The organism is Variovorax sp. PMC12, assembly GCF_003019815.1.
Taxonomy (GTDB): Bacteria; Pseudomonadota; Gammaproteobacteria; order Burkholderiales; family Burkholderiaceae_C; genus Variovorax.
Genome location: NZ_CP027773.1, coordinates 3,397,823 through 3,411,401, shown reverse-complemented (window position 1 = coordinate 3,411,401; position 13,579 = coordinate 3,397,823). Strand labels below are relative to the sequence as shown.

At 63.3% G+C, this 13,579-nt stretch carries 9 protein-coding genes and 1 tRNA gene; all 10 read left to right on the top strand.

Annotated elements, in window-relative coordinates; translation table 11 throughout:
• Window positions 1-8: 8 nt before the first annotated feature.
• The 10 genes from tuf (at window position 9) to rpoC (ending at window position 13,498) form a co-directional block, all read left to right on the top strand.
• Window positions 9-1,202: an elongation factor Tu gene (tuf, locus tag C4F17_RS15820; protein WP_093060175.1), complete on the top strand. Its 1,194-nt coding sequence runs from the start codon at window positions 9-11 to the stop codon at window positions 1,200-1,202.
• Window positions 1,203-1,223: 21 nt separating this feature from the next.
• A tRNA-Trp gene (locus C4F17_RS15815) sits at window positions 1,224-1,299 on the top strand.
• A 101-nt stretch (window positions 1,300-1,400) separates the two neighbouring features.
• The gene (gene secE / locus C4F17_RS15810) at window positions 1,401-1,784 is read left to right on the top strand and encodes a preprotein translocase subunit SecE (protein WP_081269555.1); all 384 of its coding nucleotides are present in this window, start codon (window positions 1,401-1,403) and stop codon (window positions 1,782-1,784) included.
• The gene (gene nusG, locus C4F17_RS15805) at window positions 1,785-2,396 is read left to right on the top strand and encodes a transcription termination/antitermination protein NusG (RefSeq protein WP_081269556.1); all 612 of its coding nucleotides are present in this window, start codon (window positions 1,785-1,787) and stop codon (window positions 2,394-2,396) included.
• Between the two features lie 143 nt (window positions 2,397-2,539).
• The gene (gene rplK / locus C4F17_RS15800) at window positions 2,540-2,971 is read left to right on the top strand and encodes a 50S ribosomal protein L11 (RefSeq protein ID WP_019658337.1); all 432 of its coding nucleotides are present in this window, start codon (window positions 2,540-2,542) and stop codon (window positions 2,969-2,971) included.
• Window positions 2,972-3,670: a 50S ribosomal protein L1 gene (gene rplA / locus C4F17_RS15795; protein WP_081269557.1), complete on the top strand. Its 699-nt coding sequence runs from the start codon at window positions 2,972-2,974 to the stop codon at window positions 3,668-3,670.
• Window positions 3,671-3,915: 245 nt separating this feature from the next.
• Window positions 3,916-4,449: a 50S ribosomal protein L10 gene (rplJ, locus tag C4F17_RS15790; protein WP_081269558.1), complete on the top strand. Its 534-nt coding sequence runs from the start codon at window positions 3,916-3,918 to the stop codon at window positions 4,447-4,449.
• Between the two features lie 42 nt (window positions 4,450-4,491).
• On the top strand, window positions 4,492-4,866 hold the full coding sequence (rplL, locus tag C4F17_RS15785; protein ID WP_081269559.1) for a 50S ribosomal protein L7/L12: 375 nt from the start codon (window positions 4,492-4,494) through the stop codon (window positions 4,864-4,866).
• Between the two features lie 250 nt (window positions 4,867-5,116).
• Window positions 5,117-9,241 carry a DNA-directed RNA polymerase subunit beta gene (gene rpoB / locus C4F17_RS15780; protein WP_081269560.1) on the top strand — a complete coding sequence of 1,375 codons (4,125 nt, stop codon included), beginning with the start codon at window positions 5,117-5,119 and terminating at the stop codon, window positions 9,239-9,241.
• A gap of 21 nt (window positions 9,242-9,262) precedes the next feature.
• Entirely contained in the window at window positions 9,263-13,498 is a 4,236-nt protein-coding gene (gene rpoC, locus C4F17_RS15775) for a DNA-directed RNA polymerase subunit beta' (protein ID WP_081269561.1), read from the top strand.
• The last annotated feature ends 81 nt before the right edge of the window (window positions 13,499-13,579 follow it).

The window sequence follows — 13,579 nt, the reverse complement described above, 5'->3', positions numbered from 1 at the left end:
GTCGAAAAATGGCAAAAGGTAAATTCACCCGCACCAAGCCTCACGTCAACGTGGGCACGATCGGTCACGTCGACCACGGCAAGACCACGCTGACGGCTGCGATCGCAACGGTGCTGTCGGCCAAGTTCGGCGGCGAAGCCAAGGCCTACGACCAGATCGACGCTGCGCCTGAAGAAAAGGCCCGCGGCATCACGATCAACACCGCGCACGTCGAGTACGAAACGGCCAACCGCCACTACGCACACGTCGACTGCCCCGGCCACGCCGACTACGTGAAGAACATGATCACCGGCGCTGCCCAGATGGACGGCGCCATCCTGGTGTGCTCGGCCGCCGACGGCCCGATGCCCCAGACCCGTGAACACATCCTGCTGGCTCGCCAGGTGGGCGTGGGCTACATCATCGTGTTCCTGAACAAGTGCGACATGGTCGACGACAAGGAACTGCTCGAGCTGGTCGAAATGGAAGTTCGCGAACTCCTCGACAAGTACGAATTCCCCGGCGACGACACCCCCATCATCCACGGCTCGGCCAAGCTCGCCCTGGAAGGCGACAAGGGCGAACTGGGCGAAGGCGCCATCATGAAGCTGGCCGAAGCCCTGGACACGTACATCCCGACGCCCGAGCGCGCCGTGGACGGCACGTTCCTGATGCCCGTGGAAGACGTGTTCTCGATCTCGGGTCGCGGCACCGTGGTGACCGGCGCTGTCGAGCGCGGCGTGATCAAGGTTGGTGAAGAAATCGAAATCGTGGGCATCCGCCCGACGGTCAAGACCACCTGCACCGGCGTGGAAATGTTCCGCAAGCTGCTGGACCAGGGTCAAGCCGGCGACAACGTGGGCGTGCTGCTGCGCGGCACGAAGCGCGAAGAAGTCGAGCGCGGCCAAGTGCTGTGCAAGCCCGGCTCGATCAAGCCGCACACGCACTTCACCGCCGAGGTGTATGTCCTGTCGAAGGACGAAGGCGGCCGTCACACGCCGTTCTTCAACAACTATCGCCCGCAGTTCTACTTCCGCACGACGGACGTGACCGGCGCGATCGAGCTGCCCAAGGACAAGGAAATGGTCATGCCCGGCGACAACGTCAGCATCACCGTGAAGCTGATCAACCCGATCGCGATGGAAGAAGGCCTGCGCTTCGCCATCCGTGAAGGCGGCCGCACCGTGGGTTCGGGCGTCGTTGCCAAGATCCTCGACATCTAAGTCGGGCGCAAAGAGTACCGGAGGGGTATAGCTCAATTGGCAGAGCGTCGGTCTCCAAAACCGAAGGTTGTAGGTTCGATTCCTACTGCCCCTGCCACTTAGGTGGCACCCCTAAAGCCCATCGTGACCCGATGGGCTTCGGCGTCTCAAGAGACGCATTGAATTGAAGGCCTACAGGCCACAGGAAATCAGCCAACCATGGCCACATCTCAAATCGAAACCGTGAGCACCGGCGCCGACAAGGCCAAACTGGCCGTGGCTGTCGTGCTGGCAGTGGGCGCCATCGTGGCGTTCTACCTGCTGTCGCGCCAAGGCTCGGTGGTGCAATGGGCTGCGCTGCTGGTCGGCCTGGCTGCGGCCGTGGCCGCCTTCGGCAGCTCCGAGAGTGGCCGTCAGTTGTGGGCTTTCGGCCGCGACTCGTGGCGCGAGGTCAAGAAGGTCGTCTGGCCGACCCGCAAGGAAGCGATGCAGATGACGGCCTATGTGTTCGCCTTCGTGGCGATCATGTCCGTCTTCCTCTGGCTCACCGACAAGACGCTCGAATGGGTGTTTTTCGATCTCATTCTGGGCTGGAGAAAATAAATGACCGACGACGCAGTTGAAACCACGCCGAGCACGCCGGAGGAAGAAAACACCTCCGTGCTGGCTCCCGCCGCCAACCCCGATCTGCGTTGGTACGTGGTGCATGCCTATTCGGGCATGGAAAAGGCTGTCGAGCGCAACATCACCGAGCGCATCAACCGCGCCGGCATGCAGGACAAGTTCGGCCGCATCCTGGTCCCGACCGAAGAAGTGGTCGAAATCAAGAACGGCCAGAAGCGCACCACGGAGCGCCGCTTCTTCCCGGGCTATGTGCTGGTCGAAATGATCATGGACGACGAGAGCTGGCACCTGGTGAAGCACACCAACAAGGTGACGGGTTTCGTGGGCGGTGCCAAGAACCGTCCGGCCCCGATCTCGCAGAAAGAGGTCGAGGACATCGTCAGCCAGATGCAGCAGGGCACCGAAAAGCCGCGCCACAAGGTCGAATTCACCGTCGGCGAATTCGTGCGCGTCAAGGAAGGCCCGTTCACCGACTTCAACGGCACGGTCGAGGAAGTCAACTACGAGAAGAGCAAGGTCAGCGTGTCGGTCATGATTTTCGGCCGCGCGACCCCTGTGGAACTCGAATTCAGCCAGGTCGAAAAGACCTGACGACCCACCGGCCTTTGCGCCGGTGTCATTGTTTCCGGCTGCGCGCTGTCCGACTCGGCGCGCGGCCTTGATCCCGAAGAGTCGTTTAACCCCGGGGAGCCTTGGCCGCAAGCCAAGGCGATATCACCCGCAAGGAGCAAAGCATGGCGAAAAAAATCGTCGGCTTCATCAAGCTGCAAGTCCCAGCTGGTAAGGCCAACCCGTCCCCGCCGATCGGTCCCGCACTCGGTCAGCGTGGTCTGAACATCATGGAATTCTGCAAGGCGTTCAACGCGCAAACGCAGAGCTACGAGCCGGGTCTGGCACTGCCGGTGGTCATCACCGCCTTCGCCGACAAGAGCTTCACCTTCATCATCAAGTCGCCGCCGGCCGGCGTGCTGATCAAGAAGGCGATCAAGCTCGACAAGGGTTCCGCACGTCCTCACACCGACAAGGTCGGCAAGATCACGCGCGCCCAGCTCGAAGAGATCGCAAAGACCAAGATGAAGGACCTGACCGCGGCCGACATGGACGCAGCAGTTCGCACCATCGCCGGTACCGCCCGCTCGATGGGCGTGAATGTGGAGGGCGTGTAAATGTCCAAGATCACCAAGAAGCAAAAGTCGCTCGAAGGCAAGGTCGACAGCAACAAGCTGTACCCGCTGGCTGACGCGATCACCATCGTCAAGGACGCTGCCACCGCCAAGTTCGACGAATCGATCGACGTGGCTGTGCAGCTCGGCATCGATGCGAAGAAGTCGGACCAGGTCGTGCGTGGCGCCGTCGTGCTGCCCAACGGCACCGGCAAGACCAAGCGCGTCGCCGTGTTCGCCCAGGGCGCCAAGGCTGAAGAAGCCAAGGCCGCCGGCGCCGACATCGTCGGCATGGACGACCTGGCCGCCATGGTCAAGGCTGGCGACATGCCTTTCGACGTCGTGATCGCTGCCCCCGATGCCATGCGCGTCGTCGGTACGCTCGGCCAGATCCTCGGCCCGCGCGGCCTGATGCCGAACCCGAAGGTCGGCACCGTGACCCCGGACGTCGCCACGGCAGTGAAGAACGCCAAGGCCGGCCAGGTTCAGTTCCGCGTCGACAAGGCCGGCATCGTGCACGGCACGATCGGCCGTCGCTCGTTCGACAACGACAAGCTGCAAGGCAACCTCGCCGCGCTGATCGACGCTCTGGTCAAGGCCAAGCCCGCGACCAGCAAGGGCGTGTACCTGCGCAAGGTGGCCGTGTCGTCGACCATGGGTCTGGGTGTCCGCGTGGACACGCAAACCATCTCGGCGAGCTAAAGAGATTTGCTCCACTTCGCAAGGGTGGGGCGGATGTGGTGGGTCGCGGCGGCTTCGGTTGCCGCGGGCCATCCAAGACCGCTGGTGTGCAGGGTGCTGCACTTAATCGCCGGACCTTCCTGTCCGGTATCCAGCGCAGATGGCGATCCCGCTGCAAGGAATTTGTTTTTTGTTCCTGACAGTTGGTCGCTGCATGAAGCGCGATCCGAGGCCCCGGCCGAAGGTCGCATTAAAAGGAGTAGACCTTGAGTCTGAATCGCAGTGAGAAAGAAGCGGTCATCAGTGATGTGACCAGCCTCGCCGCAAAAGCTCAAACGCTCGTGATGGCGGAATACCGTGGCATCACGGTGGCCGACATGACCAAACTGCGCAACGAAGCTCGCAGCAAGGGTGTGAGCCTGAGTGTTCTGAAGAACACCCTGGCCCGCCGTGCTGTCGCTGGTAGCGCGTTTGAGATTGTTGGCGACCAGATGACCGGTCCGCTGATCTACGGCTTCTCCGAAGACGCTGTGGCCGCCGCCAAGGTGGTGGCCGATTTCGCGAAGACCAACGACAAGCTGGTCATTCGCGGCGGCGCCTTCGGTGGCAAGGCCCTGGACGTCGACGGCGTGAAGCAACTGGCCAACATCCCTTCGAAGGAAGTGCTGCTGGCGCAACTGCTGGGCTTGATGCAATCCCCCATCTCTCGTACCGCCCGCGTGCTTGCGGCGCTGGCCGAGAAGCGTGGTGGTGGCGAAGCTGCACCCGCCGATGCACCGGCAGAAGCACAGGCCGCTTGAGCCTGCGTTTGAAATATTCAACCCAATTGTTAGGAAACAAAAATGGCATTCGATAAAGACGCATTTCTGACCGCGCTCGACAGCATGACGGTCCTGGAACTCAACGACCTGGTCAAGGCCATCGAAGAGAAGTTCGGCGTGAGCGCCGCTGCAATGGCCGCTCCCGCAGCTGGCGGCGGCGCTGCCGCTCCGGCCGCTGAAGAGAAGACCGAATTCAACGTCATGCTGATGGATGCTGGCGCGAACAAGGTTTCGGCGATCAAGGCAGTGCGCGAAATCACCGGCCTGGGCCTCAAGGAAGCCAAGGACCTGGTGGAAGCCGCTCCCAAGGCTGTCAAGGAAGGCCTGTCGAAGGCTGACGCTGAAGCCGCCAAGAAGAAGCTGGAAGATGCCGGCGCCAAGGTGGAACTGAAGTAATTCAGACCCCCTAGAGGGCTGGAGGCGCCTGAAAAGGCCCTCCAGCCTTTGCCGCTTTCAGAGCGCACCCGAAAGCCGCCGCATCGACGCGGTTTTCGAGTGTCTTCTGACCCCGACTGCAGAAGACCCCTTGGTTCGGGCGATGTGCAACGCATCGCTGTCCGCCAACGGCTGGTAGTGGCCAGCCGCCAAGCAGTGGTGCCTCGGCACCTCTGACAAGTCGCTGAAGATCTCAAGCTCCGGAGCTCTCATGGCCCAATCGTCCGCGTACAGTTACACCGAACGCAAGCGCATCCGAAAAAGTTTCGGCAATCGCGACAGCGTCGTAGAAATCCCCTACCTGCTGCAGATGCAGAAAGACGCGTACACCGCGTTCCTGCAAGCCGGCATTCCCCCGAAACAACGTACCGTCGAAGGCCTGCAGGCCGCGTTCGACGCCGCCTTCCCGATCGTCTCGCACAACGGTTTTGTCGAGATGAAGTTCCTCGAGTACAACCTCGCGAAACCCGCTTTCGACGTGCGCGAATGCCAGACCCGCGGTCTGACCTTCGCCTCGGCCGTGCGCGCCAAGGTCCAGCTCATCATCTATGACCGCGAGTCGTCGACTTCGCAGTCGAAGGTGGTCAAGGAAGTGAAGGAACAAGAGGTCTACATGGGCGAAGTGCCGCTCATGACGGACAAGGGTTCGTTCATCATCAACGGCACGGAACGCGTGATCGTTTCGCAGCTGCACCGTTCGCCGGGCGTGTTCTTCGAACACGACAAGGGCAAGACGCACAGCTCGGGCAAGCTGCTGTTCTCGGCCCGCGTGATCCCCTACCGCGGTTCGTGGCTCGACTTCGAGTTCGACCCGAAGGACATGCTGTACTTCCGCGTCGACCGTCGCCGCAAGATGCCGGTCACGATCCTGCTGAAGGCCATCGGCCTGAACCCGGAATCGATCCTCGCGAACTTCTTCGTGAACGACAACTTCCGCCTGATGGACAGCGGCGCGCAGATGGAGTTCGTCTCCGAGCGCCTGCGCGGCGAAGTCGCGCGTTTCGACATCACCGACAAGTCGGGCAAGGTCGTGGTCGCCAAGGACAAGCGCGTCACCGCGCGCCACACGCGCGAACTCGAGCAGGGCGGCACCACGCACATCAGCGTGCCGGAAGACTTCCTGATCGGCCGCGTGATCGCCCGCAACATCGTCGATGCCGACTCCGGTGAAATCCTGGCCAAGGCCAACGACGAGCTGACCGAAGCGCTGCTGAAGAAGCTGCGCACGGCCGGCGTGCAGGACGTGCAGGTCATCTACACGAACGAACTGGACCAGGGCGCGTACATCTCGCAGACGCTGCGCATCGACGAAACCGTCGACGAGTTCGCAGCGCGCGTGGCCATCTACCGCATGATGCGCCCCGGCGAGCCGCCGACGGAAGACGCAGTGCAGGCCCTGTTCCAGCGCCTGTTCTACAACCCGGACACGTACGACCTGTCGCGCGTCGGCCGCATGAAGTTCAACGCCAAGGTCGGCCGCGACGAATCGACCGGCCCGATGGTGCTGACCAACGAAGACATCCTGGCCGTGGTCAAGATCCTCGTCGACCTGCGCAACGGCAACGGTGAAGTCGACGACATCGACCACCTGGGCAACCGCCGCGTGCGTTGCGTCGGCGAACTGGCCGAAAACCAGTACCGCACCGGCCTGGCACGTATCGAGAAGGCCGTGAAGGAGCGTCTGGGTCAAGCGGAACAAGAGCCGCTGATGCCGCACGACCTGATCAACAGCAAGCCGATCTCGGCCGCGCTGAAGGAATTCTTCGGTGCTTCGCAGCTGTCGCAGTTCATGGACCAGACGAACCCGCTGTCCGAAATCACCCACAAGCGCCGCGTGTCGGCCCTTGGCCCGGGCGGTCTGACGCGCGAACGTGCAGGCTTCGAAGTGCGCGACGTGCACGTGACCCATTACGGCCGCGTGTGCCCGATCGAAACGCCTGAAGGCCCGAACATCGGCCTGATCAACTCGCTGGCCCTGTACGCCCGCCTGAACGAATACGGCTTCATCGAGACGCCGTACCGCCGCGTGGTCGACAGCAAGGTCACCAACGAGATCGACTACCTGTCGGCCATCGAGGAAGGCAAGTACGTCATCGCCCAGGCCAACGCGGCCCTGGACAAGGACGGCGTGCTGACCGGCGACCTGGTCTCCGCACGCGAAGCCGGCGAATCGATCCTGGTCGGTGCCGAACGCATCCAGTACATGGACGTGTCGCCCGCGCAGATCGTGTCGGTGGCCGCCTCGCTCGTGCCGTTCCTCGAGCACGACGACGCGAACCGCGCGCTGATGGGCGCCAACATGCAGCGTCAGGCCGTGCCCGTGCTGCGCCCCGAAAAGCCTATGGTCGGTACCGGCATCGAACGCGTCTCCGCGGTCGACTCGGGCACCGTGGTCACGGCCACCCGTGGCGGTATCGTCGACTACGTCGATGCGACCCGTGTCGTGGTGCGCGTGAACGACGCCGAAGCGGCTGCCGGTGAAGTCGGTGTGGACATCTACAACCTGATCAAGTATCAGCGTTCGAACCAGAACACCAACATCCACCAGCGTCCCATCGTCAAGCGCGGCGACAAGATCGCCAAGGGCGACGTGGTGGCCGACGGCGCATCGACCGACCTCGGCGAACTGGCTCTCGGCCAGAACATGCTGATCGCGTTCATGCCCTGGAACGGCTACAACTTCGAAGACTCGATCCTGATCTCGGAACGCGTCGTCGCGGAAGACCGCTACACCTCGATCCACATCGAGGAACTGGTGGTGATGGCTCGCGACACCAAGCTCGGTGCCGAAGAAATCACGCGCGACATCCCGAACCTGGCCGAGCAGCAGCTCAACCGCCTCGACGAATCCGGCATCATCTATGTCGGCGCCGAAGTGCAGCCGGGCGACACGCTGGTGGGCAAGGTCACGCCGAAGGGCGAGACCACGCTGACGCCTGAAGAGAAGCTGCTTCGCGCCATCTTCGGCGAGAAGGCTTCCGACGTGAAGGACACCTCGCTGCGCGTGGACCAGGGCTCGCAAGGCACCGTGATCGACGTGCAGGTGTTCACCCGCGAAGGCATCACGCGCGACAAGCGCGCCCAGCAGATCATCGACGACGAGCTCAAGCGCTTCCGCCTCGACCTGAACGACCAGCTTCGCATCGTCGAAGCCGACGCGTTCGACCGTATCGAGAAGCTGCTGACCGGCAAGGTCGCCAACGGCGGCCCGAACAAGCTGGCCAAGGGCACCAAGCTCGACAAGGCCTACCTGTCGTCGGTCGAGAAGTTCCACTGGTTCGACATCCGCCCGGCGGAAGACGAAGTGGCGACGCAGCTCGAGTCGATCAAGAACTCGCTGGAGCAGACGCGCCACAGCTTCGACCTCGCGTTCGAAGAAAAGCGCAAGAAGCTCACGCAGGGCGACGAGCTGCCCGCGGGCGTGCTCAAGATGGTCAAGGTCTACCTGGCCGTCAAGCGCCGCCTGCAGCCCGGCGACAAGATGGCCGGCCGCCATGGCAACAAGGGTGTGGTGTCGAAGATCGTTCCGGTCGAAGACATGCCCCACATGGCCGACGGCACGCCTTGCGATATCTGCCTGAACCCGCTGGGCGTGCCCTCGCGGATGAACGTGGGCCAGGTGCTCGAAGTGCATCTGGGCTGGGCCGGCAAGGGCGTGGGCCAGCGCATCGGCGACCTGCTGCAGCAGGAGGCCAAGGTGGCCGAGCTGCGCAAGTTCATGGAGCAGCTGTACAACGGCTCGGGCCGTCCGGAAGACCTCAGCCAGCTGAGCGACACCGAACTGCTCGCGATGGCCGCCAACCTGCAAAGCGGCGCCACGTTCGCGACGCCGGTGTTCGACGGCGCCTCGGAAGAGGAAATCCGCGGCATGCTGAAGCTCGCCTACCCGGACGACATCGCCAAGCTCAAGGGCCTGACCGAAACGCGCACGCAGGCGTACCTGTTCGACGGCCGCACCGGCGACCAGTTCGAGCGTCCCGTCACCGTCGGCTACATGCACTTCCTGAAGCTGCACCACCTGGTCGACGACAAGATGCACGCCCGTTCCACCGGCCCGTACTCGCTCGTCACGCAGCAACCGCTGGGCGGCAAGGCGCAGTTCGGCGGCCAGCGTTTCGGGGAAATGGAAGTGTGGGCGCTGGAAGCTTACGGCGCCGCCTACGTCCTGCAGGAAATGCTGACCGTGAAGTCCGACGACGTGCAAGGCCGTACCAAGGTGTACGAAAGCATCGTCAAGGGCGAGCACTCGATCGAAGCCGGCATGCCGGAATCGTTCAACGTGCTGGTCAAGGAAATTCGTTCGCTGGGTCTCGACATCGAGCTCGAGCGTTCTTAATTTGAAAAGGGAAAGAGTCTTATGAAATCGCTACTCGACCTGTTCAAGCAATTCACGCCCGATGAGCATTTCGATGCCATCAAGATCGGCATGGCTTCGCCCGAGAAGATCCGTTCGTGGTCTTTCGGCGAGGTGAAGAAGCCGGAGACGATCAACTACCGCACGTTCAAGCCCGAGCGCGACGGCCTGTTCTGCGCCAAGATCTTCGGCCCCATCAAGGACTACGAGTGCCTGTGCGGCAAGTACAAGCGCCTGAAGCACCGCGGCGTGATCTGCGAGAAGTGCGGCGTTGAAGTCACGCAGACCAAGGTGCGTCGCGAGCGCATGGGTCACATCGACCTGGCCGCGCCCTGCGCCCACATCTGGTTCCTGAAGTCGCTGCCGTCGCGCCTGGGCCTCGTGCTCGACATGACGCTGCGCGACATCGAACGCGTGCTGTACTTCGAAGCCTACGTGATCACCGACCCCGGCATGACCCCGCTGAAGAAGTTCGGCATCATGTCCGAGGACGACTACGACGCGAAGCGCAAGGAATACGGCGACGAATTCATCGCCAAGATGGGCGCCGAAGGCATCAAGGACCTGCTCGAAGGCATCGAGCTCGACAGCGAGATCGAACGCCTGCGCGGCGACCTGACCGGCTCCGAAGTCAAGGTCAAGAAGAACTCCAAGCGCCTGAAGGTGCTGGAAGCCTTCCGCAAGTCGGGCATCAAGCCCGAGTGGATGGTGCTCGACGTGCTGCCCGTGCTGCCGCCGGACCTGCGTCCGCTGGTGCCGCTGGACGGCGGCCGCTTCGCGACCTCCGACCTGAACGACCTGTACCGCCGCGTCATCAACCGCAACTCGCGCCTGCGCCGCCTGCTGGAGCTGAAGGCTCCGGAAATCATCGCGCGGAACGAAAAGCGGATGCTGCAAGAGGCTGTCGACTCGCTGCTGGACAACGGCCGCCGTGGCAAGGCCATGACGGGCGCCAACAAGCGCGCGCTGAAGTCGCTGGCCGACATGATCAAGGGCAAGAGCGGCCGCTTCCGCCAGAATCTGCTGGGCAAGCGCGTCGACTACTCGGGCCGGTCGGTCATCGTGGTGGGCCCGACGCTCAAGCTGCATCAGTGCGGCCTGCCGAAGCTGATGGCGCTCGAGCTGTTCAAGCCCTTCATCTTCTCGCGCCTGGAAGCCATGGGCATCGCGACGACGATCAAGGCTGCCAAGAAGGAAGTCGAATCGGGCACGCCGGTGGTCTGGGACATCCTGGAAGAGGTCATCAAGGAGCACCCGGTCATGCTGAACCGCGCTCCGACGCTGCACCGCCTGGGCATCCAGGCCTTCGAGCCGATCCTGATCGAAGGCAAGGCCATCCAGCTGCACCCGCTCGTCTGCGCGGCATTCAACGCCGACTTCGACGGCGACCAGATGGCCGTCCACGTGCCGCTGTCGGTGGAAGCGCAGATGGAAGCCCGCACGCTGATGCTGGCCTCCAACAACGTGCTGTTCCCGGCTTCGGGCGAACCGTCGATCGTTCCTTCGCAGGACGTGGTGCTGGGTCTGTACTACACGACCCGCGACCGCATCAACGGCAAGGGCGAGGGCCTGATCTTCTCCGACATCGGTGAAGTGCAGCGCGCACTCGACGCCAACGAAGTCGAACTCACCGCCAAGGTGGCAGTGCGCATCACGGAGTACACCAAGAACAAGGAAACCGGCGAATTCACGCCGTCGACCTCGCTCGTGGACACCACCGTGGGCCGTGCCCTGCTGTCCGAGATCCTGCCGAAGGGCCTGCCGTTCTCGAACATCAACAAGGCGCTGAAGAAGAAGGAAATCTCCAAGCTCATCAACGTCTCGTTCCGCAAGTGCGGCCTGAAAGAGACCGTGGTGTTCGCCGACAAGCTGCTGCAGAACGGCTTCCGCCTGGCGACCAAGGCCGGTATCTCGATCGCCATCGACGACATGCTGGTGCCTGCCGAGAAGCACGGCATCATCGAGCGCTCCGCCAAGGAAGTGAAGGAGATCGAGCAGCAGTACGTCTCCGGTCTCGTGACCTCCGGCGAACGCTACAACAAGGTGGTGGACATCTGGGGCAAGGCCGGCGACGAAGTGTCGAAGGTCATGATGGCCAAGCTGTCGAAGCAGAAGGTCATCGACCGCCATGGCAAGGAAGTCGAGCAGGAGTCCTTCAACTCGATCTACATGATGGCCGACTCGGGCGCCCGCGGTTCAGCGGCCCAGATTCGCCAGGTGGCCGGTATGCGTGGCCTGATGGCCAAGCCGGACGGCTCGATCATCGAGACGCCCATTACCGCGAACTTCCGCGAAGGCCTGAACGTGCTGGAGTACTTCATCTCCACCCACGGTGCCCGCAAGGGTCTGGCCGACACGGCGCTGAAGACGGCGAACTCGGGTTACCTGACCCGTCGTCTGGTCGACGTGACGCAAGACCTGGTCGTGACCGAGCAGGACTGCGGCACGCACGGCGGCTACCTGATGCGCGCCATCGTCGAAGGCGGTGAAGTGATCGAATCGCTGCGCGACCGTATCCTCGGCCGCACCGCAGCCGACGACGTGCTGCACCCGGAAAACCGCTCGGTGCTGCTGAAGGCCGGCGAGATGTTCGACGAGGACACCATCGAGGCGCTGGAAGCGCAAGGCGTCGACGAGGTCAAGGTCCGCACCGCGCTGACCTGCGAAACCCGCTTCGGCATCTGCGCGACCTGCTACGGCCGCGACCTGGGCCGCGGCGGCCTGATCAACATCGGCGAAGCCGTCGGTGTGATCGCCGCGCAGTCCATCGGTGAACCCGGCACGCAGCTGACGATGCGTACCTTCCACATCGGCGGTGCCGCTTCGCGCGCTGCCATCGCCTCGAGCGTGGAAGCCAAGTCGAACGGCTCGATCGGCTTCAACGCCACGATGCGCTACGTGACCAACAGCAAGGGCGAGCTGGTCGTGATTTCGCGTTCGGGCGAGATCGTCATCCATGACGAGCACGGCCGCGAGCGCGAGCGTCACAAGGTGCCGTACGGCGCCACGCTGACGGTCAAGGCGGACCAGCAGATCAAGGCCGGCCACGTGCTCGCCAACTGGGATCCGCTGACCCGCCCGATCATTACCGAGTTCGCCGGCAAGACGCAGTTCGAGAACGTCGAGGAAGGCCTCACGGTTGCGAAGCAGGTGGACGAAGTGACCGGCCTGTCGACCCTGGTGGTCATCGACCCGAAGCGCCGCGGCGCTGCCAAGGTCGTGCGCCCGCAGGTGAAGCTCATCGACGCTTCCGGCGCCGAAGTGAAGATCCCGGGCACCGACCACTCGGTGACGATCGGCTTCCCGATCGGCGCGCTGGTGCAGGTGCGTGACGGCCAGGACGTGGGCCCCGGCGAAGTGCTGGCGCGTATTCCGGTCGAAGGCCAGAAGACCCGCGACATCACCGGCGGTCTGCCGCGCGTTGCCGAGCTGTTCGAAGCCCGCTCGCCGAAGGACAAGGGCATGCTGGCCGAAATGACCGGCACGGTGTCGTTCGGCAAGGAGACCAAGGGCAAGATCCGCCTGCAGATCACCGATCCGGAAGGCACGGTCTGGGAAGACCTCGTGCCGAAGGAAAAGAACATCCTGGTGCACGAAGGCCAGGTGGTGAACAAGGGCGAATCCGTGGTCGACGGCCCGGCGGACCCGCAGGACATCCTGCGCCTGCTGGGTTCCGAAGAACTGGCGCGCTACATCGTGGACGAAGTGCAGGACGTGTACCGCCTGCAGGGTGTGAAGATCAACGACAAGCACATCGAGGTGATCGTTCGCCAGATGCTGCGCCGCGTCGTGGTCGACAACATCGGCGAGACCGGCTACATCTCCGGCGAACAGGTCGAACGCAGCGAAATGCTCAACACCAACGACGCCCTGCGCGCCGAAGGCAAGATCCCCGCGACGTTCACCAACCTGCTGCTGGGTATCACGAAGGCTTCGCTGTCGACCGACTCGTTCATCTCCGCCGCTTCGTTCCAGGAAACGACGCGCGTGCTGACCGAAGCCGCGATCATGGGCAAGCGCGACGAGCTGCGCGGCCTGAAGGAAAACGTCATCGTCGGCCGCCTGATTCCCGCGGGCACCGGCATGGCGTACCACCAGGCACGCAAGGTCAAGGACGCCATGGACGAGGCCGAGCGCCGCGCCATCGCCGAATCGGAAGCGGCCGAGCTGGCCGGCTCCGGCGACAGCGATGCAGCGACCACCACGGTCGACGCCAGCGAAGGCGCCGCGACCGAATAACTGGTTAGCATCACCGGCCATGACCGGTACCCCACGCCCCCCGACCGCCCCGGTTGGGGGGCGTTTTTCTTTGTGCTTTGG